This is a genomic window from Ruminococcus sp. AF17-12, from assembly GCF_003479245.1.
Classification (GTDB): domain Bacteria; phylum Bacillota; class Clostridia; order Lachnospirales; family Lachnospiraceae; genus Blautia_A; species Blautia_A fusiformis.
In genome coordinates this window covers 148,780-172,389 of sequence record NZ_QUGY01000002.1, presented here as the reverse complement: position 1 = coordinate 172,389, position 23,610 = coordinate 148,780, and the positions used below count along the sequence as shown (strand labels likewise).

General features: G+C 35.9%; 15 protein-coding genes. 14 read left to right on the top strand and 1 reads right to left on the bottom strand.

The genetic code is table 11. The annotated features are described in order from the left end of the window. The first annotated feature begins 22 nt into the window (after positions 1-22). The 10 genes from DWW77_RS02900 to DWW77_RS02855 all read left to right on the top strand — a co-directional run bounded on the left by DWW77_RS02900 (position 23) and on the right by DWW77_RS02855 (position 14,089). Positions 23-778 carry a vWA domain-containing protein gene (locus tag DWW77_RS02900; protein WP_118608021.1) on the top strand — a complete coding sequence of 252 codons (756 nt, stop codon included), beginning with the start codon at positions 23-25 and terminating at the stop codon, positions 776-778. A gap of 80 nt (positions 779-858) precedes the next feature. After that, a complete protein-coding gene (locus tag DWW77_RS02895; RefSeq protein WP_118608020.1) occupies positions 859-2,271 on the top strand; it encodes a vWA domain-containing protein in 1,413 nt (470 codons plus the stop codon). Between the two features lie 18 nt (positions 2,272-2,289). Continuing rightward, positions 2,290-3,291: a PP2C family serine/threonine-protein phosphatase gene (locus DWW77_RS02890; protein WP_182431183.1), complete on the top strand. Its 1,002-nt coding sequence runs from the start codon at positions 2,290-2,292 to the stop codon at positions 3,289-3,291. 15 nt (positions 3,292-3,306) lie between these two features. Then, positions 3,307-4,188 carry a hypothetical protein gene (locus tag DWW77_RS02885; RefSeq protein WP_118608018.1) on the top strand — a complete coding sequence of 294 codons (882 nt, stop codon included), beginning with the start codon at positions 3,307-3,309 and terminating at the stop codon, positions 4,186-4,188. Further along, the gene (locus DWW77_RS02880) at positions 4,185-4,793 is read left to right on the top strand and encodes a 4Fe-4S single cluster domain-containing protein (RefSeq protein ID WP_118608017.1); all 609 of its coding nucleotides are present in this window, start codon (positions 4,185-4,187) and stop codon (positions 4,791-4,793) included. The genes DWW77_RS02885 and DWW77_RS02880 overlap by 4 nt, the downstream gene beginning before the upstream one ends. A gap of 128 nt (positions 4,794-4,921) precedes the next feature. Next, positions 4,922-6,076 carry a coiled-coil domain-containing protein gene (locus DWW77_RS02875; protein WP_118608016.1) on the top strand — a complete coding sequence of 385 codons (1,155 nt, stop codon included), beginning with the start codon at positions 4,922-4,924 and terminating at the stop codon, positions 6,074-6,076. Positions 6,077-6,120: 44 nt separating this feature from the next. After that, positions 6,121-7,563 (top strand): hypothetical protein, encoded by a 1,443-nt coding sequence (locus DWW77_RS02870; RefSeq protein WP_118608015.1) that lies wholly within the window; start codon positions 6,121-6,123, stop codon positions 7,561-7,563. A gap of 14 nt (positions 7,564-7,577) precedes the next feature. After that, complete coding sequence (locus tag DWW77_RS02865; RefSeq protein ID WP_118608014.1) at positions 7,578-9,002, top strand: coiled-coil domain-containing protein; 1,425 nt, start codon at positions 7,578-7,580, stop codon at positions 9,000-9,002. 12 nt (positions 9,003-9,014) lie between these two features. Next, the gene (locus tag DWW77_RS02860; RefSeq protein ID WP_118608013.1) at positions 9,015-12,581 is read left to right on the top strand and encodes an AAA family ATPase; all 3,567 of its coding nucleotides are present in this window, start codon (positions 9,015-9,017) and stop codon (positions 12,579-12,581) included. Positions 12,582-12,697: 116 nt separating this feature from the next. After that, entirely contained in the window at positions 12,698-14,089 is a 1,392-nt protein-coding gene (locus tag DWW77_RS02855; RefSeq protein ID WP_118608012.1) for a hypothetical protein, read from the top strand. 41 nt (positions 14,090-14,130) lie between these two features. Here the strand turns inward: DWW77_RS02855 and DWW77_RS02850 are convergent, their stop codons facing one another. Beyond that, a complete protein-coding gene (locus DWW77_RS02850; RefSeq protein WP_182431182.1) occupies positions 14,131-15,093 on the bottom strand; it encodes a WG repeat-containing protein in 963 nt (320 codons plus the stop codon). A gap of 139 nt (positions 15,094-15,232) precedes the next feature. On the opposite strand from DWW77_RS02850, the gene DWW77_RS02845 reads away from it, so the two are divergent. Genes DWW77_RS02845 through DWW77_RS02830 form a run of 4 tightly spaced genes read left to right on the top strand, consistent with a single transcriptional unit; the run spans position 15,233 to position 23,563 of the window. Then, a complete protein-coding gene (locus tag DWW77_RS02845) occupies positions 15,233-16,903 on the top strand; it encodes a hypothetical protein (RefSeq protein ID WP_118608010.1) in 1,671 nt (556 codons plus the stop codon). 1 nt (position 16,904) lies between these two features. Continuing rightward, the gene (locus tag DWW77_RS02840) at positions 16,905-17,585 is read left to right on the top strand and encodes a hypothetical protein (protein WP_118608009.1); all 681 of its coding nucleotides are present in this window, start codon (positions 16,905-16,907) and stop codon (positions 17,583-17,585) included. After that, a complete protein-coding gene (locus tag DWW77_RS02835) occupies positions 17,572-18,378 on the top strand; it encodes a PP2C family protein-serine/threonine phosphatase (protein WP_118608008.1) in 807 nt (268 codons plus the stop codon). Before DWW77_RS02840 ends, DWW77_RS02835 begins: the two co-directional genes overlap by 14 nt. Before the next feature lie 34 nt (positions 18,379-18,412). Next, on the top strand, positions 18,413-23,563 hold the full coding sequence (locus DWW77_RS02830) for a protein kinase domain-containing protein (protein ID WP_182431181.1): 5,151 nt from the start codon (positions 18,413-18,415) through the stop codon (positions 23,561-23,563). The last annotated feature ends 47 nt before the right edge of the window (positions 23,564-23,610 follow it).

The following is a 23,610-nucleotide window of genomic DNA, read 5'->3' as shown; positions in this document are numbered from 1 at the left end:
TACGTACAAGGAGGAAAAATTTATGGCAAACGTAAACAATATTGAAGGTATGCTGGGAAGCATGGATTTGTCAAACGTTGAACAGAAAGCAGTTACTTTAAATGTAAGCAAACGTCTTCCTGCAATTATGCTGGTGGACACATCTGGTTCTATGGGAAGCTATGAAGATCTGCTGAAAAGATCTGTAGAGGGACTCTATGAAGCTATTTTAGCTGACCGCACCGCAAGTAACTCTACAGAACTGGCAGTTTTAACTTTCAATAGTGACATTGAAATTCTAGAACGTATGCGTGAAATCAAGGCACAGGAGGCCAAAGGAAAAAACCTTGATTTCCACTGCCACGGCTGTACTCTTACGGGACTGGCATTAAAAAATGCTATTATGCAGATTGAAGGCAGAAAAAAAGTATATGCTAAAGTTGTCCCAAAGATAAAGTATTATGCACCGATCATTTTCCTGATTTCTGACGGAGTACCGGAATGCTATGACGAAAATGTAAAACCGCAGGAAGCAGAAGCAATGGCATTCAGCAAAGCGTATATTAAGAGAGAAGTAGCCGCAAATAGATTGGTTGTTATTTCTGTAGAAGTCAGTGATCACTGCGACCATGCTCTTATGAGAGAACTTACTGGTCTTAAAAACGATAAACATGTGACCAAAGTCAGCAATGCATCAGAACTGGCAAACTTCTTCAAAGTAACTTCATCCATTATTATCTCCAGTTCTAAGAGAGGAACCAAAGACTTAAATAATATTCCTTTCGCTGACATGAAATAGTTTATAGGCGACATCTTGCATACTGATATAACAGATACTGTAAATCAGTATGCAAGTGTCTCATCAAAGGGAGAAAAGCCATGAATATTTCAGAAATTCAAAGCATCCTTGGTACGATAGATTTGAAATCATCTAGAGATATGCTGGTATCAAAAAAATATAATGTGTTCATTATGATCGATATATCGAAGTCGATGGCTTTATATAAAGAATTGTTAAAAGATGCTATTTTCCATTTATATAATTCACTTAGGGAATATAAACAGGAAATAGAATTAACTCTTATAACTTTTAATAACGATATTAAAATTTTAAAACCTACACAAAATATAAAAGAAATGCAACTTTTTGAACAGGAACTTAATTTTTGTTATGAGGGAGCTAGTTTTATAGGATCTGCATTACAAGAAATGACCTGTTTAGTTGAGGAAAGAACAGTTGAATATAAAAACCATGTTCCTCGAATCAGATATTCTACTATCGTTTTCCTCCTTTCTGACGGAAATATAAATTGCTATAATGCTGATATAGTAAGAAAGGAAAACGAGGCTTTACAGTTGACACAACAATATATATGTGAAAATCATATAGAAGTAGTGTCAGTGGGCATTGGTAGATTGTGTAACTACAATTTTCTGAAAGAATTAACTGGGCTTAACTCAGATAGACATGTAAAACGAGTCAATTCAATAGTTGATTTGAAAGATTTTGTAAATCAACTGGAAGCAGAAAGTGACATGATTATAACGAGAAATGACTTCCAGTCAAAAAAATGGCATGTACAAAAAAACATGCATACAATATGTTCATTGAATACGAGTAAACGAATTCCAATAATTTTTTTGATCGATACTTCAAAGTCAATGTCAGGATACGAAGATCTCATAAAAACTTCCATCTGTAAGTTATATGATTTTATTTTGGATGACAGGACAGTGTCCAATGCAGTTGAATTGTCTGTACTTACATTTAACAATGATATTTTTGTCCATGAACAACTATGTGAAATTAAACGACAGGAAAAACGAGGACGAAGTATACATATTGAATGCACTGGAACTTCACTTATAGGTTTAGCTCTCAACGCAGCTATTCAGCAACTGGAAGAGCGAATAAAAACTTATACACAAAATATTCCTAAGGTGAGATATTATGTTCCAATTATTTTTATTATTTCACATGGTAAGTCAGAATATCCAAATGACAACACAGGGAAACAGGAAGAAGAAGCATTGGTATCTGCTAAAGCTTTTATCAAGAAAAAAGTATCAGAGAATCGGCTTGGTATAATCTCTGGTGCTATTGGCAATTGCTGTAATCTTTCTTTAATGAGAGAACTAACAGGTATTGATACAGATAACCGGTTGATTAAAATAGATACTGAAATTTCTTTAAATAAATTTCTTGATTATACGAAAGTTATAATTCATAATTGGCCCCAAATTTGTCGTCATCACCTGGATCTGGACATGTTTTCTAGTTATATACAATAAAATCAAGGAGAAATGCTTATGGAAAGAAAAACACTATTTAAAACAATTTTATATAAAGAAACAGGAAGCAGACATATAGAACGCAATAAAAACTGTGAAGACAATGTATTTCGATACATTTCTGAAAATGGTATAACTTCTATTGCACTTAGTGATGGTGCAGGTTCTTACAAGTATGCAGAAAAGGGATCAGAAATCACAGCTCGTATGGCGGCAACTTTCATGGCAAAAAAATTTGAAAGACTGTATGGTCTTGACAATGAAACAATAGCCGATTATGTCATCCGCGAAGTGCTAATCCCTCTCGGAGAAGAGGCGGAGAAGCAGGGAGAAGATATTATCGAATTTTCAGCCACTCTACTGTGTACAGCTTTTCACCCGGATGGAAGGTATCTGATTTTGCATGTTGGAGATGGTGCAATTGTTGGACTAAACAAAAATAATGAATGTGAAGTAATTTCTATTTATGAACATGATGGACCCGCAAACCAGACAACCTTTGTTACTGTTCCAGACACACAGTTTTTTCTGAAAAAAGGGACCTCTGATTATTCATCAGTTGTATTAATGAGTGATGGACCAGAAGAATTTCTGGTAAATGAACTTGGGGCAAATGTTCGTATACGTCTTATGCAGCAAATGGCGTTTTTCTTAAGTGAAGCAGACATGGAAAACCAAATTTCTTCACTTATCCGCTTACTGGTAAATAACGGTATGGGAGATGATGCTTCTTTCGCTGTTATCTGCAACATGAAAGAAACCGGTAATGTATTATCCGGACTGTCTCCGGAATTCCGCCGACAGCTTTTTGATCTGCAGAAAGATTTAAGTGATAAAAAAATGGACAACAGCAAAAAACTTCTTGCTATGATTGGTTCAGCACCAAATGGTACGACCATAGGAGAGCTGACCAGAAACCTTCATATCCATTCCAAGAGCATCACCAAAAAGAAACTGAACCATTTACTGGTTATGGAGCTTATTAAGCAGGAAAATGGACGGATTTATATTGCAGACTGAAGGAGTATTTAAGTTATGAGCGTAAAAACAATCATTATTATTGCAGTAATACATATCATTTCCGGTAATATTTCGAAAGCTGTAGTTAAATCTAAAAATTATCCGGATAGCATAAATCATGGATTCGCATGGGGCTTTTTTCTTGGAATATTAGGTCTTATTATCTGTCTTTTTAAAACACCAATTCCCAAACGAAGACCATCGACTTCTTCAAGTTCTAGTAATTATAGCAGAAACACTACAAGATCCAGGAATACTTCAGGAAACGGCCACTATCGACAAACAAATTCCAGAACCGTAACCAGACAGAATTTTGCACAAAAACTGAATACCCTGAATGACTCCGGCGATGTGAAGGTACAGGCCTCTCCTCAACAGAAAAAGATGGTTTCTGAAGCCAAAACGTATCGTGCTGCTAAAAAACGCACTTTTTCAACGGTAAAGTCTGGTGAGCAAATCAGTATTGATTTGAGTTGGAGTGAAAACCTTGCAGAACTGCTTGAAGCAACTGAAGTAGTTTACTCAAATGCGGAACTGAACTGTAATCGGAGAATGGTTTCAGAAAGATTTAATTATTACATCAATCTTCATTACCGTTCTTTTACGGCAGCCGATCTTTGCCACGCAAAAAGGGAAGAAATTATGGTAAGCCTAAATAACCTGAGAAAGATCATTTCCCGACTCAACGACAGAAGTGACTTTCTGAGAGTAGATAAAGCTTCTTATGATCAGTTAATTGCACTTCGCGGCAGTATGTATAATCTGACAGAATATCTGGGAAAACGCCGGGATCTTTTGAATAAGCAGACCGCTGTCATCCGTGAAAAGATCAGGAATGAATGCGGAGACAGGGGACAACGCTGGTATCAGGAACTGATGGAAAGGGCAGGTAAATGAGCAGAATAGCTGGAGACCGTATGTATCTTGATGGTGAAGGCCTTTTAGGACCTTCACCGAGATATATAGTCTGGTTTCATGGATGCAGTAGAAACTGTCCGGGCTGTATTGCCATAGACTGGAATCGAAAAAATTTTCCAGCGTTTGAATTAAGTGTACGAACAATGGTAGAAATCATACAGCAGTCAGGAAATATTGAAGGAATTACTATCAGTGGAGGAGAACCTTTTCTTCAGATCGACGCATTGTATGAACTGGTCTCTGAACTGCGTAAGACTGAATTGGGAATAATTATTTATAGTGGTTATAGGCTGTCTGAACTCAAAGAAATGTCCAATGAAAAAGTAAAGAAAATTCTAAGTGAGATTGATGTTCTGATAGATGGCAATTATGAGGAAAAATTGGATGATGACCTTCCTTACAGAGGTTCTTCAAATCAGGTAATTTATCAATTTACAGATAGATATAGGGATTTTTTTAAATCGAAAAAAAAGAGAATTTCTTCTATTGAAAAGAAAGAGGGACAGCAGCTGCTTACCGGAATTCCAAGTACACAGACCAAAAATCTATGGAAAAAAATAAAAGAGCAAAATGGATATAGTTGAAAAAACACCAATGAAGGATTAGTTTCATAGTGTAAATTTTGTCGTTCCGGGCAAATTTAACTCATATAATTATAACAAATTTTAGTTCTTATAATTCTAAAAAGAAGAAACATGTGGAGGTGCCACAAATGAATGATAAAAGAACTTCTCCTAGTACTCAAAGTATTTTTGTTATACCAATAGGAGATGAAGTAGAATTATATCTGGAATACAACGGTTTACAATGGAGTAATGAGAGTATCAATGAAGAAAAACTGCGTAGTTTTTCGGAAAACTGCCAGGGTATTCAAATTACCTTTTTGGATGCAGAAAACGGAAAACTCTTGTTATTTTCTCAGAAAGAAGATATGGAAGATTCCATAAAAATATATTTTGAAAGAATATCTTCAGAACAATTGCCATGTGCTTTTTTTGATAAAGTAAGTAAAACATATGATAATTTTGAAGTTTCTTCTCAAGTAGCGCAAATGACCGTATGTTTTATGGAAGACGGCAAAATAGATGTAGAGTGGCAATATGAAGAAGATGAAATACCAGGGCCTTATGTTGTCGATCCGGTACTGCCTATTACCCAACCGTCATTTCCTACGCAGCCAGAACCTACTACTCCAGGAAATGACAATTTAGAAAAACTCAAACAGGAAAACATAGAACTCAAAAACAAAAATGAAGAACTGTCCTTTGAAATATCTAATTATAAGATAAATGAAGACAGTCTTTCAAAAAAAATAGCTGAATTGCAGGAGGAAAATGAACGGCTGAAAGCTGTTTCTGGAGGCAATGCTGCAAATGATGAAGAAATTGACCGTCTTAAGACACTTGTAACTCAATTAGTAGATAACCAGTTCGATGATTCCTACGTTCAGACACAGGATACAAAAATCAATGAAATGACAGCTTCTATTGTAAGTCGTAAAAAAACTCTGGCCGAAAAAGAAGCCTCCTTACATTCATTGGAGCAGGAAGAATCCGAAGTGGAACGTTCTATCGCAGATATCAAGCAAAATATTACCAATGCAATGGATAACATTCACAAAGCAGAAAGAATTAAACAGGAACAGTCTGTAGAACTTTCAGATATTCAAGCCTCTTTGCAGCAGATTCTTGCCGAAATTGATATGGACATCGATACACTTGAGATGTATTCAGAACAGGATAGTCTGAGCACTGTTGTTTCGGAAGCTAGAGATGCGAAAAATAGGATTGAGGAAAAGCTAAGATCTTTCATCGTAGAACGGCAAAAAGATTGTGAAGAACGGAGCAAGCGCATTCAGACTTCCTGAAATAATAAAAACTGTGGTGCAAAGCCAGGAAATACGAGGTATATATGGCAGATAATCAGAGAGAAATCGAGCGTCTGCAGCGGCAGATTTCAAATGCAAACAGGGAGCTCCGGAATATTGAGCGGGATTATAATGACAGGATCAAACAGGAAACCGCTAAAATGCGCCGAGAAATGCAAAATTTCTCCGCTAACTTGAAGCAGGATTATATCCAGAAACTTCAGGAAATGGAGCAATCCTTTTCAAATGCTTACCTAAATGAAATGGAACGCATGCGGAGACGGTATAACGAATTAACAGAACAGGTTGCTATTTATGAAAATGAATTAAATGAAGCTATGGAACGCCTGGAGGCAGAACAGGCACGTTTGATTCAGGAAAATAAGGCTAAAAACCAACAATATGAGGAAGCTGCAAATAAAGCGGTACAGAAACTGAAGCAAAGTATTCAGGATGCTTGTCAGTTTCCAGTAGATATTTTTTATCCTCATGCCATACAGCGATATATCGAAGCAGGTGAAGAAGCCGAAAAACTGCTTCAAAATAAACTGTATACGCTTGCGGTACCAAAGGCAGAATGTGCCACTGATGCTGTAAAGCGTCTGGAAAACAGCACGAAGCAGAAAATGGAAGAGCTAGATACGCTGTTTGAGATTTACCGGATGAAACTGGAAACACTTACCAAATCTATATTTTCAGATGGAAGGCTTAACCTTAAGGATGGAGATGAGGTTGTACTGGAACTCACCGAACAGGATATTGATTACTGGTCCGACAGGCTTTACTCCGAATTGAAGGAACTTCTCCAGGAGCATCAGGCAAATGTAGACGGTGGTACCGGACAGTGGATAAAAAAATGCGCAAATCAGGCATTGGATCCAGCTTTCTTGTTGGATAAGGAAATTCAAAGGCTGGATATGATTCCACAAAAGCTCAGCATATGCATTTCTTATGCAACCTCAGCATGTGACTGTTTTAATCATACTTCTGTCATCGAGGAAACCGTTGAAACTGTTTTAAGAGAGCAAAACTATGAATTTACAGGTATTGCATATGGACCGTGTAAATGTGGGAATGATGCATCAAAAGGATTTCAGGAATATTTTCATCAGTATCTTCAGGATGAAATCTGCATAAAGGAAAATGGAAAAGCAGATTACAGAGAAGAAAGGGTCCTTACTTTTGAAAAATGCCATACCATAAATGAAAAACCGGATATCTGCAGGCTGTATATTATACCTGTACGCAAAGAAAAAACAGTTTCCTATCGGATTTATATGCAGCTGGAAGCGGAATACTTCCCGACTATGGTGCAGGAAAGCCTGTCTAATATTTTGGGAAGAAATGGTGTTTATGTAGAAACAGCAAAGTCCGCGATGAACATTGCCACAGATGCAGGAAGACCTCTTACTTTAAAAGAAACTGATAATTTTACAGCAACAGTGACCGAAGCAGATCTTCGCCAGAAATACAGCTTGGGAAAATAGAAAGGGGAAAGACTATGAGTGCAGATGGATTTGGAGTATTTGGAGCAGCAGTACTTGCGCTTGCAGCAGCACCTATCCTGATTGGAGGCGCTGCCATCACAGGAACCGTATATGGTTCCGTGAAACTGACAAAACATATAGCTCAGCAAAGACGTAAGAGTAATACGCTCCGTGAACAGAGAGAAGCGGAACAAAGAGCACGCCTTGCAGAACAGGAAGCGGAGGAGCGTGAAAGAATCCAGGAAATCATGCAGTCCTATTCCAGTTTACAGAGCAATCAGAGAGCAGCTATGAACCGTATCAATGAACAAATGCTTCGTTCTTATACCTCTTTTGCAAATGAAATGCAGAAAGAACAGAATAAAGCTGACCAGGATATCAGCAGACTTGCAAACAATGCGGCAATCCGTAAAAAGGAACTGTTTACATCCTGGAAAAAAGAAATCGATGTACAGGCAAAATCGTATGCCGATTCTCTACATACTACGTTTGGAACTATGAAAGCGGAAGTTAACCATCAAATTTCCAAATTCAATGAGATGAAAACACAGTTACAGGAAAATATGCGCTTACAGGAATATGCTTCTTCCCAGTTAAAAGATGCAGAAGCAGCCATCCATGCAGTTCAGATTGAACTTGGCTCAATTCCAAATAATACCGTGGAAGAGTACAACAAAGCAGCTGATTATTTCAACAAGGGAATGTATGAACCGGCTTATGGAATTGCTTCATCGATTGTCTTGGAATGTTATGACTATTTAGAAGAGGGAATTTCAGACAGAGAAAAGAAATATGCCTTAATAGATTTACTGGAAGCACAAATCGTAGAAATGAAAGCACAGATTGAATCCATGAAAGCGTTCCAATTTGAATACAAAGACGAAATGTATGAAACAGACCTTTCCATGTACGAACCGGTATTTAAAGCGGTAATATCCAGACTGGAAAAATTAGATGCTGCAATCTCCGATATTGACGGAAAAACCTTACGAGATTTTGCAGACATACAGGAGCAGTTGGCAGATATTGAACTGGATATCCAGAATTGTACAAAACTGGCTGTTCAGAAATTGCTGTCAGCTTATACAGAAAATGATACGGCTTCTGATATCACTGCAGCTATGGAAGATCAGGGATATGACATGGATGGATATGCCTATGAAAGTGGAGAAGAAGGAAACCCTATTCATGTGAACTTTGTAAACAGAGTTTCCGGAGGACGTGTAACCGTAGTCCTGTCTCCAAAAACAGACGGCATTCATGTGGATGTACATGATTATGGAGTTGACGGAGCTGCTGATGCTCAGAGACAGGATGAAATTCGACACCTTATCGAAAAAACATTAAATATTCAGATTCACTGTTCCGGAAGAGGAACAGTATCCTCCCATACACAGGCAGCAGATCTTACTGCTGTGGAAACTACGAATCTCAGATAAAGAGGGAACAACATGAATGCTTTGGATATTTTAAAGAAACATGATGATACAAGTTGTATTTTATTATATGGAAATACCTCGGATCTGGTATTATCCAAAGATCTGTGCTTCAGAGAATTTCGTGTAGCACTTGCAGATATCCTGCATGAAACGGGCTATGATAATGTTGTTTTTTATGATTCTACAAACGCATCTGGAAAATTTGTATATGATGATGCATCAGCTTACTATACTGGTATAGCAAGAGAAGAATACGTACAAAAGCATGGATCAACACCTTCCAAAACAGCCCCAAAAACAAATCCCAATAATACTGGCAAGAAAAATACTGGCATAAAACAATTTGGTATGCCAAGAAAAAAAGTATCCCAGCCAGTATCAAATGATCCGCCGCAGAATACTCCTCAGGCAGATCCTGTTCCCCAGACTACCATGAGATACCAGCAAAGAAATATGGATGAAGTGGTATTCCATGGTGAACTGGAAACCTACATGAAAAATGATACTTACCGGTCAGCGGTAATTCTGACAGATATCAATAATTTTCTCCGCAATTCTGTTGTGAGGGATAAATTTTCTGAGGATATCCGTAATAACTGGAATAAGAAGAACCTGTTGATTTTTATCCACCCAGATTTAAGTTCTGCACAGAACAAAGAATTTTTTCAGCTTCTGAGATCCATTGGATTACTGGAATATTTCTATGACAAGGGAAATAAGTGTGAGGAGGATTATACTCCAAAGAAAACACGTGTTTTTAAAATAGAGCACTTTTTCGAAGATGAAATTACCTACCTGTTGAAACTCAGCCAGATACAGTATGGATTTCATTATACTGAAGGTATTTCTAAAACAGCTGAAAAAATTCATTATATTATTAAAAGCCAGAAAGAATCCGAACAGATCAGTATGCGTATGTTAAAAAATCGTATGCAGAGATACGCATTGGATCATGTAGGTGCTGATATTGGTGACAAAGATGTTGAAAAAATCCTGGGGTACCATCTGCAGGATATCGACTTCAACCCATGGGAAACGCTGAGAAATCGACGTGGCTGGGAAAATATTGTAGTAACACTGGAAAGCTTTCTAAAAACACAAACCTCGGAACAAGAAGAAAAGGACTCCGTTCCATCTGAAAAAACATTGTTTGTAAAAAGAATGGGGGGACGTGATAACCGGGCAGAACATTACCCTGGTTCCAATAAACTCCCACATATTATGCTGGAAGGTTCCCCAGGAACCGGAAAAACAACATCCATCAAACAGATTGGTCGAATCCTCCATGATGAGGGATTTCTTGCAACTGGCCACGTAATTTCTGCATCCAGATCGGATTTAATTGGTGATGTTATTGGTGCAACCTCCATCAAAGTACGCGAAATGGTAGCAAAAGCAGAAGGTGGTGTTCTTTTTATAGATGAGGCTCATCAGTTATGCGAAAATAATAATGACCGCGGAAATGGCGGCATTTATGCAAAAGAAGCTGTTGGACAGCTTGTAAAGTGTATGACAGATGAATCTACAAACGTACTATTTGTTTTTGCAGGATACCGTTCCACAAAAGGATTTAAAGATGGCGTAAGAGGTCTCTTCGATATGGACCAGGGACTGGAAGACCGGATTAAAATCAAAATCACCATTCCGGATTATACACCTGAAATACTGGAAGATATTTTCTTTTCTACCCTGCACAAAAAGGGATATCAGCTTGGAACAGATCTTACAAAAGAAGATATTCATATTTTTATGACAAATATTTACCAGACCAGGAACCGGAGAACTTTCAGTAATGGACGTTATGTAACTGAGGTTTTGATTGAGAACCGTCTTATCAAACATGCAGTAAGCAGAGGGGATTCTTCTTTTATCCTAAAAGAAGATTTTGGTGAACTCCAGCCCAAATTTGAACCAGTTACTTTGGAAAAAGTAAAAGAAGAATTCGAAAATATGCCTGGACTTGGCGATATTGGAATTAGTATCGCAGAAAAATATATCAATTTCCGGCAGATGAAGATTGATGACGGTGTTTCATTGGATAAAATCCCAGGATGCAAGCATATGATTCTTGTTGGAAATCCTGGAACAGGAAAAACTACTCTTGTAAATATGCTCTGCAGAGCCTTTGGATCAGCCAATATTATGAGTGGTCTGGATGCAGTCATTGTTGATACGCCAATTGGACTGCGTGTAGATGACTTGAAAGCTAAAATCAAAGAAGCAGTAAACAGCAATACAATTCTGTTTATTGATGAGGCACATGACAGTTCAGAAGAGATCCTGAAATCATTATTGCATGAAATGTCTGAAAATAAGGAATTGACCTGTGCGTTTGCTGTATATCCAAATCGACTGACAGAATTCCTGCAAAAGGCCAGAGGGTTCAGAGATAGATGTGACAAGCCATATATTCTTCCGGACTATACCCCTGAACAGATGTATGAAATATTTTCGGAGGAATGTGCCAGTGAGGAAAACAAATGCATCTGTACAGATGAACTTTCTGAACAGCTCAAGGTACTGTTTCGTAACTGGTACCATACCAAAGATGCTGACGAAGATTTTTCGAATGCCAGACAGGTTATTTCTCTATTCGAAGAAACAAAGGCAAAGCATTATACCCGGATAGGAAGAGATGCCTATAAAGCAGAAACTGTCCATGAATTATCTGTGCTGGATATTCCAGATGAATACTCCGGTATTATTGAAACACAGTCAGGAAATCGAACTTTCGAAGATGTCATGGTCGAAATAAATAAATATTATGGCTGGTCTGAATTGAAAGGATGGCTTGAAAATAGGTATAAACTTTTGAACTTGAAAAAAAATGGTGTAAATCTGCCAGTGCCAATGGGACATATGTGTTTTATTGGTGGACCTGGAACTGGTAAATCCACGTCAGGATCTCTTTTTGCAGAAGCTTGTTATGCTATGGGATTGACAAGTACCAGCAAATTCACAAAATATCTTGCGAAAGATCTGATTGCTGGTTTTAAAGGCCAGACAGCGCAAAAAATAGCAGATGCTATGGAGGCTGGAAAAAAGGGTGTAATCCTGATTGACGAAGCTTATTCTCTGACTCCTGATCCACTATCCGGAAATAATGATTTTGAAACGGCAGCAGTAGATTATCTTCTGGATTTCACAGAAGTCAACCAGAAAGATACGATTGTTATACTGGCCGGATATGAAGATAAAATCAAGCAACTATTAGCTTCAAACAGGGGATTAAATGATCGTTTTCCAACTAAAATTACATTTCCGAATTTTTCTCCAGAGGAATGTACCCAGATTCTAAATAGTATGCTGGAAAAATACATTAAGGTAAGTGAAAAATGTGTTTCTATTGAAACACAACTGTTTGAATCGGTGTGCACTCTTCCAGGATTTGCGAATGCACGTACTGTACGCAATATCCAGAACGAGATTTTCAATTCATTCAGTGACCGCATGACAAAATTACTGGATACTGCTGATGTGAAAGATGGTATATCGCAAGTACAGACACTTTCCGAAAGTATGATTCTTCCAGAAGATATTCAGAATGGCTTTTCCAATTGGCATAAGTCCAGAAAATAAACAGAATCATTTTTAAGAGAACTGAACAATTTGTTTGGTTCTCTTTTTTCGTACCTTTCATCTCAAGATACATATTATCAACGAAGAAATTTTTTGATGAAAGGAGAAAATACATCATGAAAAACAAAAAAGAAGACACAAAACTTTACAAAGGGATTATCGGCCTTGCTAAGACAGCTGCCGGTATGAACTGCGAATATGGAGATTATCAGGATATCAAACAATATTTCCGGTATCCTGGAGAACTTCTGGAAAGAATGGAAGAGCAGGGATTTACATCTATCAGTGATTACATCTCTGTTATGAAAGGTCTTTCCAGAATAGGAAAATATCATACAGACGGGACTTTTATTGGATCCCAGCTGGAAGATTTCCTGAAACGGGCAAAGGAAAAAGCAGTAAAAGAACAGAATCTGATCCTGTTATACCAGGTCCTGGCATTTAGTTATGCACATATACTTCGGGCATATATTGCGGACCAGAAGAAGCTGGAAGAAAAGGCTCCCATCTTAGAAGAGATTTTTAATCAGGATGTAAAAGAATTTCTGTACCAGCAGGTATCTTATTTTACCACTGATCAAATACATCTTTTATTTGAGTCGGGATATCTGGACTTCTCGGAATTTATGAGAATTAATAAGAAATATTCCAAAGAATACCTGAAAAAGATGGACAAACCTTATTTACTTACTTTCCTGAAGACTTTCTGTGAGAGCAGAAACTGGATTTTTACAGACAATGAAGCCAATTTCCTGGAAAATTCATTTAAAGACAGCTGGGTTATTGGCCTTGCATATTATAAAAAACAGACAGTAAATTATTTATCCGTATTTTCAGAAGAAGAGCAGGAAATGCTTTTAGGACTGATGTGTGAGCTTATAACACGTATTCCTGATATTTGTGATCTGGATGATTTCATGGCGGGAATTATTTCCTCAACGGAAACCCGTAAAATTCTTGGAGCCGAGCTTAGTGAACAGTGGTATCAGTTTTTGGAAGCAAGAAGCTACAAAGCTATGAATTCACTACGGCAGGATTATCTTCCTGAAGAAGTGTATGCGGCATTTGTCCAGAAGAAAGAGAAACTGGAAGCGGAAAAGAAAAAAATAAAAGAGCAGGAAAAATTGAAAGAAGCAAAAGCTGCACTGAATGACGAGTTAAATGAAATTTCAGATACAGTTGAGGGAAATTTGTACGGGCATTTATACCTGGGTGCCATTATGGTAAAAGAGGCCTGCAGAGCCTGTATGGTAAATGAAACTTCCCAAAATATCCAACTGCTCATACATATGATCTTATCTCATCATGGAAAAATGGAATATGGTGCAGTTAAATCACCTGCTACCAGGGAAGCCTATGTACTTCACATTCTTGATGAGCTTGACAGTAAACTGTGGGTTTATGAAGATGTGATGAAAAACACAGAACCAGGAACCTTCTCCCAGCCAAATCGTTGGCTTGATGGAGCAGTAGTATACAATTCGGACGTTGATCTAAACTCCCACTAATACAACAGGCAGCCCTTTTGGACTGCCTGTCTCTTTTATATTCAATTTTCTCGTGGATCCCATTTTATAACTTCATAATGTCCATCATCTGCTTGACACTTGAAAATCATTTTACGTCCATACCTGTCATCTTCAAACGGAAATGCCTCCCAGTCAACTTTTTTGTATACCGGATCAATAATGATATTTCCTGTTGCCGAGACTACACCGTATCCTTTTTCTCCTTGTATTACTGCAAAATTATCATAATGCAGTTCCGAAATATCAAAAATATTTGGAATTTCTGCTATAACTGATATTTCGGTCGGATTTTTATCTATATCAATACAAAATAATAAACCTTTATCATTACGGAATGCCGTCCCTATTGTTGTTGTTACATCCGGTAATGGATTAATCATAGTACATTTATCAAAAAGAGTCTTTCCTTTTCTATTGATGATGGCCCAACCATCCGCTGTTTTAACTCTGGCATACTGTCCCTGACATTCCCAGGGATAAGCTTCTTCATAGTCACCAGTCATCTTGTTTCCATTTTCATCAATAAAATAATAGTTTTTTCCATCTGCACTTACACAAGCAGAGTTATAGTTCATCTGAGAAGCTTCCTTAAAACATGGTTTAATCTGCTCCGTACCGGTATATTTAGAAATAAAGCCGTATAAACCGTTCATCCCTATTACACGAAGTGTGTCATAGTCATAATCTTCCTCAATCACTTTATAATAGCCGGATATAAGTTTTCCATCTTTTTCCAGATACGCACCTGTATCTCCATATCTGATGATACCCCAGGCGTGTGGAAGGGTACTTTCTGTATATGTAGAGTCTTCTGCCGTCTTTTCATTATTAGCACTTAAGGATTCTGATGAAGTAGCTGCAAAATATAACAGCAGGCCAATTATCAAAAAACTGATGATTGTACAAATAATCTCTTCTTTAAGAGATAATTCCACCTCTTCGCCATCATTAAGGCTAACTGCTTTTAAAAGTTTCTCAATCATTTTGACATTCCTCCTTTTGCAGTATTGAAGCATAAAATAAAAAAGTTGTAAAGAGAGCATTTCTCAGCCTATTGACGTTGAAAGCATGCTTATTTCTGGTATAATTAGTATCATAAATTCGGAAGATGGAGGCAATTCTATGGAAAAATATGTGGAAGATATGGATATGAGTCAGACGGCTAACTGTAACACAGTTAACGTAGAACGCTGTGAGGAACCTGTTGATTTTATTAATTTGATTTTTCCTTATTGCAAAACCATTTCTCAAAGATGGTCTGAAAAAATGAAAGAACTTATGAACGAAGATCTTTCAGTACCATTTAAAACTATAAAAAAAGGTATTATTACAGATATATGTACACTTACTGACCCGGCTCAGATAAAACAGATGGTTGACCAAGAGTTTGGTACCAGTTTATCTTCAAGTGAAAAGACTGTTTACGAACAGTATTTCAAAAATAAAAGTTTATCTAAGTTTTCAGTTAATGCTAATGCCCTGGCACGATTAGGAAACAATGATTTTACAATTAATACCATCAAGAGCTGGATAAATGGAACTACCAGTCCGCAGGACAGAGAATATGTCTTGAAATTAGCATTTTGGGCCAAATATAATATCGAGGAAACAAACAAGTTATTAGAATGTGCAGGAATGCACGAATTATACATTAAAGGCACTGGAAACTCTAAAAATACAAAATCATCCATACGAGATCTCATTTATATCTATATGCTCCGTCATGAAAGATATTCTTTTGCCGAAGCTCAGGATTTAATATCCTACTGTGATAAAAATTTACATGAGTATTTAGAAAAATCCTTATCCTGTGATAACTTAAATTCAAGTACTAAATATTGGGAGGATTGGATTTTCCACAAATCACAGGGAAATATTGAAGACCTTAAAACGGAATTTGAAAGCCATGTTCGTTTACTTATTCACGATTACCGTGCTTTATATGGAGAAATTTCTACTGAATTTACAAAAAAATATGATGTTCAAAAAGGACCTGAACAATACTACGGAGAAGATTCTTCTGGTGAAGGCCCAGCTTCTATCAGAGCCTTAACTACCAGTAGATTAAATATATCTTTGAAAAAAAATAAACAGCCCATTCAATCCGACCGCAGATGGAAAGAAAGTTTGAAAAACACTCTGTATGCAGCATATAGTCCTGAAAAACCGAACAGGAATTTCCGTACAAATGATTCTACCGGAAAAAAAACTGAAAAGAAGAAAAATGAAAAAAATGAAACAGGACATTTAGAACGTTGTTTTCAACGAAGAGATATTATTGTACTTGGTCTGATCCTTAACAAAAGCTGTAAAGGTATCAATGAATTACTTAGCATGTGTAAAGAACCACCTTTATATGGAAGAGACTATACAGAAAGTATTGTTATCAATGCACTTGTACGAAACCGTGCAAAGAAAGTTTCTTATGAAAAAATTGTAGATGATTTATATGATGAAGATTTAATTGAATACTATAAAGTTACACCAGATAAAGTGAAATCTCAATTTAGTATATATGATGATATTTATATAGAATATAAAAACCGTTCTAACTATGATCCAGAACAAAAAGCAGAGGTAGAAGGTTTCTACAGCTGTAATGCACCCGCTATCAATGCACTGGTTTCCTTACGCACATTCCAGTGGATAAAAAACATGTACTCAAAACTGGAGCCATATATGCATGTAGATAAAAAAAAGCAAGTCAGTCTTATAGACTGGTTTCCTGAAAAAGTGCTTTTCGAATATCTTATTTCCTGCGCTGCCGCAGATATAAAAAGAGGAGAATTATAATATGAGCTATCTTTTGATTTTTGACAATTATACAATCCGTTATCTGGACACATCAAAATTCCTTGATGGAAAACTCCATTCCGTTGGACGTATTGATACTGAGACAGGAATTCAACCAGATGTTCATTTCAGTCCAGAATTAATCTCTATCGGAAGAAAACAGGGATATATCCAAAGTAAATACGGTCATTTATATTATACAGAATCTTCAAATCATTTTCCGACCAGATTTAATAATTACGGTTTTTCCGATGAAACCTTTCCAATTTCTAATTCTGGAAGTATTTATAATGTTTTTACCTTTATGCATCAGGATGGATCTCCTATCGCTTTTATGTTTCTGGTTGAAAATAAGAATTGGAATTTTCATCAATTGGATGGTACTGATGTAATCATTGGTAATGAACCGCATGAAGAGATTTTTCAATTTGAAGATACAGACACGATTGTACTGGAGCATACACCTGAAAGGTTATTGAATCTTTCTTTTATAGATGAGCATTATTTTCTGCAGGTATCAGAAGAAGCCACTCCATTTTTTTTCATCATTGATGATGATAATAACATAAAAACTCTTACTGAAAATATACGGTTGGATCCAACTAAGACTTACCGGTTCCTGTACCGGGAAGAGTACATGTTTGTAATAGGAGGAGATATTCTTTTGTATGGAAAGATATAAACTCAATTTTTCTGCATCTGGCAACACACACATTGGTGCAGGACGCGCCAATAACGAGGACAATTTGCAGATTGGTTCTTATTATAAGAAAAATTGTAAGAAAAATAATGATTCTTTTGTTTTAGAAAATACTGCTGCCTGCCGCTATGTCCTTTTTTCTGTATTTGATGGCATGGGTGGCGGCGAAGCAGGAGAGTATGCTTCTCTTTACGCTGCAGAAGAATTTTTCTCTGCGCACATGAAATTGTCCAATACCCTGCCGTCGGAAGAGGTAGTATGTATTGTTAAAAATGCTTTTCAATCTACAAACAACCGCATTATTCGAAGTCCATTAGGAATACTTGGAACTACAGGTGTAACTTGCATACTGGATCGAAAAAGTGCTGCGATTAAATTTTTCTGGGCTGGCGATTCCAGGGGGTATTTGTTCAGAAATAATCGTCTTTTACAAATCACTCAGGACCAATCGGTGGCTGAATCATCAATTAAACAGGGGCTTTATACAAAATCTGACGCTCAGTATATCTATGATCAAAAACGCCTTACCGGATACATCGGGCGTGACGCATACGGCTATAACTTCAGACCTTTAGAATCTTCCTGGATTAAAATACTGGATAATGATCGGATAGTGCTGTTAACAGATGGTATCTACACCTGCCTTGAAGAATGTGAATTACAATCTTTATTAATAAAAGAAAAAAAGAATGCTTGTGAACTTTTAATAAACGCTGCGCTTAATCAAAATTCTCAGGATGACATGTCTGTTGTCCAAGTTGGAATTTTCAAATAAGAAATTGCATTTTCTTCAGAAAGTGAGATGGATTATGATAAACAATGTATCAGTTATAGAACATGATAAGCTTATTTTATATTCTTTAGATGATTTTGCAATGGATGAAGACTTGCAAGAGTGTATACGGAATGCAAAAGTGGAAGCAATATCACTGAAAAATGCATCCTGTCAAGTGAAAGAAATAGGAAATGGTTCTGCAAACAATACTTCTGTTTTTTGTATTCCAAATCCAGATATTTCTGGAGAGAAACTTGCTTTAAAACTTGTTTCTTATATCACAACAACTTATCCTCCGGAATATGAAGCCGATGAAGCAGTTCGAGATCTTGTAAATAATACTCCTAAGAGCAACAGAGTCATCGACGAAATCATAAACAGCTTAAAAACAAAAGATTGCCGAAATGTAATCCCATTATCTGGTCATGATACTATTATATGGAAGTGTCCAAAATACAACAGAATAGGTATAGATTATGCATTAAAAATGCCTTTGGCAGCATGTATAAATGATACAATTTCCAAATATGTTGTCAGACATAATACTGGTACCAATGCTTTGCTAACCGAAGAAAAACCAGAAACTGAAAAAACAATTCTAGAAATTGGGATTGATTTATGCATTGCATTACAAGATTTACATGCACATGGAATTATTCACCGTGACATTAAACCTGGTAATATTTTCCTGTATAAGGAACATTACTGCCTTGGCGATTTCGGAATTGCTGTTGAAAATCCAAGCTCACAGGATTTTCGGGTAGGAACACAAGACTATTGGGCCCCAGAACAGGCAGGAGATATGTTTTCAGATAAATACGATCATCGGATGGATATCTATTCTCTTGGACTTGTTTTATATGAACTGGCAGATACTATGTCTGTTTCTATGCATTACCGTGACAGAATGAAAGGACAATCTCTGCCAGATTTGTCCTCGGTATCAAAAGGATTAAATAAAATCCTACATAAAGCATGTCAATTTGATCCAGACAACCGCTATCAAAATGCAGAAGCTTTTTGGGCTGATTTGCATTTACTGCAAAATAAGCATGACTATATTCCAGTTTATCAGGCCCCCGAAGAATCCCATGAATATGCCACATCCAAAAATAAAAGTGCGGGAACCCCAAGCAATACTGCATATTCATCTAGTCAGAAAAGAAATCCTTATGGAAGAAAACAAGCTAGGAAAAAATTGGAAGATTTCATCATCTCTCCAGAAACAGTTTGGAATGCCGGAAAATTCTGGTATGATGAGAGCTGCAAACGGGGAAATCGCTTTTCTGGATTTGATATTGATAGGCGAATTATGCCTTTATCCGTCACGTCAAATCATGTGATAGATCTTCCGGTTAATGTAGTTACTGATCAGGAGACTGTTAAGAATCAAAAACCACTGTCCGAAATCATTTCTAACATCGAAAAACTCCACAATATGTATTTGATTGGAGAGGGTGGTATCGGAAAAACCACAGCGTTGTATTCCATTATGAAGGATGCTTATCGGGAGAAGCTTCCTTCGAAATCCGAAAACGAGAAACAAATTATCCCTTTGTTTATAGAATTATCCAAAGCCCCGGCGGAGTATTGCAGTGTCTATGAATCTTCACACTCTACTTTTATCAGAAGGTACCTGTTTATGTTGATTAATTCCTTCCATTCTCAGCACCTTATTTCAGAAAGTGCTGTGGAAATGACGCGGATTATGCAAATGGATATGATTTTCTCTGTTCAAAAAATTGATGCGCTTTTGCGTAAGAGCCCAAATAATGTTCAATACTTATTATTATTGGATGGTCTAAATGAAGTAGCAAGGAAACAACTTTCTATCCCTGGTAACGATTATATGGGAAGTCCATTGGAATTTATTGTTAGCGAAATCCATGAACTTTTGAAACATTCGAACGTTTCTGTAATAATTACCAGCCGTGCAGATGAAACATTAGGCGATTCGAAAAATATTTTTGATCGACTGTATCTGACTGGTGTCAGTAAGAGGGCCATAAAAAAATATTTGACACAGCATGAAATCTCTTACAAAAGAGTCAAGGAAAATAAACGACTTATAGAAACTTTAAGAATACCATTATTTTTAAAACTTTACAGCCAGTTATATTCGACTTCTGAAGTATCTACTCCAGGAGAAATTTTGTATGCTTTTTTCAGCGAACGTAGCGCCAAATACACTATCAGAAACAGAATTAGCGAAATTAAAGCCGATCACAGAATGTCAGGAGAAAATCCTGCTTCGAATCGTATTGATGAAAAATTGCAATGGTTTATCCTTGATTTCCTGCTGCCTGAACTTGGCTGGTACATGGAAAAAAAAGATTTATATACCGTTAATCTGGAAACAATAAAGCAAGTTGTAGATTCTGTTTTAAAAGGAACTAGCGAGACTGATATTTGTGGAAAATATGGCAAAGCAATGTTTTGCGACTATCATAATGGGAAAGATGGCAGCGTAAATACTCGAACATATGCTGACCAATTACTTCATTTGAATCTCAGCAGACAAAGCTACATACAGACAATTGTTGATTATTGTGTATATTCTTTTGGGATTCTTTATGTGAATAATCAAAATTATGGTTTTATTCATCAGCATATTAGGGATTTTTTCGCTGCTCTGAAGATCATTACGGATATCAAATTCGCAAATTCCATATTGCATACAGATAAAATCACTGCTATTCATCGTTTATCTGAATTAAATAATAATATGTTAAGCGCATCCGTTTCACAGTTCTTGAGTGATTTATCTATACCTCTTAGTTCTAAAAGCAAATCTGATTTTTACAGTAATGCTTTGAATATTTATCGAAACGTTTTTGATACAAGCAGTGGTATTGGGGTGAAAAATATAATAGAAATCCTATATAAAGTAAAAGGTAATTTAGCAGATATGAATTTTTCTAATCTCGATTTAAGAAAATGCCAGTTATATGGAATTAATCTTGAAAGATCCTCTTTTGCTGAAGCTAAATTATCAAAAAATACTTTATTTTTTAAAGGTCATAATAGCAGTATTCGTAATGCCGGTTTTTCTCCCGATGGAAAACATATTTTCTCAATTGAATATGATGATACATTACGGACATGGAACACTCATGCTTTAGCTGAAGAAAACATCTTTTCAAGAGAAGCTATCATGCGTCCGATGGCAGCAAAATACAGTGTTTCTGGTAAATTATTTTTTGTCATCTATTTCATAGAGGGAGTTACCAGAAATTACACGATTTATGTCTATGATTCCGGAAGTATGAAATGCATTAAACAGAAAAAAATTCTGTATACAACTCATAATAGCGAAGTAGGTATGAGTGTCGAGAAAGGGGAACATTTTAACTTTGTGGAAATAAGCCCAGATGATAAATATTTGATTATTGGCGATATTTTCAATACAATTTTATTGGATCCGATTCAGAAAGATGAAAATAACAAAAGGTATATTCATTCCTTCAGAACAAATTTGAATCAAGCTTTACGAATATTAGTATATTCGCTAAAAAAACAATTCCTATCCACTGTTAGTTTGGATTTGAGTCCACAAATATTGGCAGATCCGCTGAAGCAGTATATTGTTGCAGCATTTCCATATAACGACAATATTGTATTTTATAGTGCAGATACACTAGAAGAGGAATTTAAAATTTCACTTCCAGAAAAAAAATATTTTTCAAAACGTTTATGTATTTGTCCGTCAGGGCGATTTCTTGCAGTATTTATGGATTTTAATATATATATTCTGGACATTCAGAAGAGAATGATTTTCAGAACTCGTACATGGGACAGGAAGACTGGTAAATTAAATCCAACGTCTTGTAAATTTATAAATTTTAATTCAGAAACATGTATGTTACTAAAATATGAAACTGGTAGGAATGGTGCTAATCCTTATTATTTTAGTGACGATAAGGAGCAAAATATTATTGTATGGTCATTTACCCAAAATACAGATGTATTCCAAATGAAAGATACAATTTATAGCAAAATTTGTGATTGCTTAGAAAATTCAATACTCTTTGATTCTTCTTCCGGGTTTCAACTAACAGATAAATTAAATGAAAATAGTGGAGCATTTTTGTTTAATAAAGAGCAATATGGAATCTCAAATATAAGAAAAGCAAGATATTCATCGAATAAAGCATATTTGATTATATACTCCAGAGCATACATACAAATATGGAATTCTACAAATTTATATCTAATGCATGAACTACATTTTGACGAAGCAATTCAGTCTGTTTTATGTACTTCACAAAAATTATACATTGCTTTTTTAAATGGATATTTTCGTGTTTTTGAACTCAACAGCTGGAAGCTTTTATATGAAAATACGAATTTGAGGAAACAGCGATTTTTCATAAGTCCAAAGCAGAAATTTCTAATTGCACAAAATTATACAGGAGATTTTGAATTATATGATATACACAGTTTCGAATATATACGATCTTTTAACGGTGATTTCTTTGCATTTAATGATTCAGAAACACGAATTATCATTGGACACAACTATACCAAATTTAGAGAGGAGAGGATAACGGATCATACAATTCTTACAGAATGGACATTAGATATAACCACTGTTTCAGATAAATATATTTATACTTTTGAAATAGTCAATATCATTACAGAAGATATTATAATAGAAATGTTACGGGATAAGGGATTTATTGTTGAAAATGTAACTTATTTTTTTGTTGTAGATTTAAGATACCTTCCTGATTCAAATAAGCTTATTATATATTTTAAGCTTACCTATTCAAGAAGATCCATTTTTACTCTTTGGAATATGGACACTAAAAAATGCGAAAAGCTAATTTTATCGGATGGTTCTTACGTATTTTCTGAAACTGATAAGAAATTTTATACTTTTATTGAGAAAGAAGCAAATACTTCTATGACACTTATAGATTTGCATAATTTGAAGCAAATAAAAATAAAAAACTTAAAACCTACATATAATATTGAAGATGTTAAAGATGTACAAAAAAATTTATTGCGAAAAAACAAAACATCCATAACGGTCTATAATATACAGACAAAAAAATATATCACCATACCATTTTTTCCCAATTTATACGTTAAAGATGCTATTTTTACCGCAACTTCTGCATCGCATGATTTTGATGAATTTTCACTTAAAGTACTTGAAATGTATGGCAGCAAATTGGAATAATCTACTTATAAATACGCTCAAAACCTATATGTACATAAAAAATAGGA

Coding starts and splice junctions, on each gene's coding strand:
- DWW77_RS02835 (WP_118608008.1), top strand. CDS start 17,572: ATGGAAAGATATAAACTCAATTTTTCTGCATCTGGCAACACACACATT.
- DWW77_RS02880 (WP_118608017.1), top strand. CDS start 4,185: ATGAGCAGAATAGCTGGAGACCGTATGTATCTTGATGGTGAAGGCCTT.
- DWW77_RS02875 (WP_118608016.1), top strand. CDS start 4,922: ATGAATGATAAAAGAACTTCTCCTAGTACTCAAAGTATTTTTGTTATA.
- DWW77_RS02890 (WP_182431183.1), top strand. CDS start 2,290: ATGGAAAGAAAAACACTATTTAAAACAATTTTATATAAAGAAACAGGA.
- DWW77_RS02885 (WP_118608018.1), top strand. CDS start 3,307: ATGAGCGTAAAAACAATCATTATTATTGCAGTAATACATATCATTTCC.
- DWW77_RS02830 (WP_182431181.1), top strand. CDS start 18,413: ATGATAAACAATGTATCAGTTATAGAACATGATAAGCTTATTTTATAT.
- DWW77_RS02850 (WP_182431182.1), bottom strand. CDS start 15,093: ATGATTGAGAAACTTTTAAAAGCAGTTAGCCTTAATGATGGCGAAGAG.
- DWW77_RS02900 (WP_118608021.1), top strand. CDS start 23: ATGGCAAACGTAAACAATATTGAAGGTATGCTGGGAAGCATGGATTTG.
- DWW77_RS02845 (WP_118608010.1), top strand. CDS start 15,233: ATGGAAAAATATGTGGAAGATATGGATATGAGTCAGACGGCTAACTGT.
- DWW77_RS02865 (WP_118608014.1), top strand. CDS start 7,578: ATGAGTGCAGATGGATTTGGAGTATTTGGAGCAGCAGTACTTGCGCTT.
- DWW77_RS02870 (WP_118608015.1), top strand. CDS start 6,121: ATGGCAGATAATCAGAGAGAAATCGAGCGTCTGCAGCGGCAGATTTCA.
- DWW77_RS02860 (WP_118608013.1), top strand. CDS start 9,015: ATGAATGCTTTGGATATTTTAAAGAAACATGATGATACAAGTTGTATT.
- DWW77_RS02840 (WP_118608009.1), top strand. CDS start 16,905: ATGAGCTATCTTTTGATTTTTGACAATTATACAATCCGTTATCTGGAC.
- DWW77_RS02895 (WP_118608020.1), top strand. CDS start 859: ATGAATATTTCAGAAATTCAAAGCATCCTTGGTACGATAGATTTGAAA.
- DWW77_RS02855 (WP_118608012.1), top strand. CDS start 12,698: ATGAAAAACAAAAAAGAAGACACAAAACTTTACAAAGGGATTATCGGC.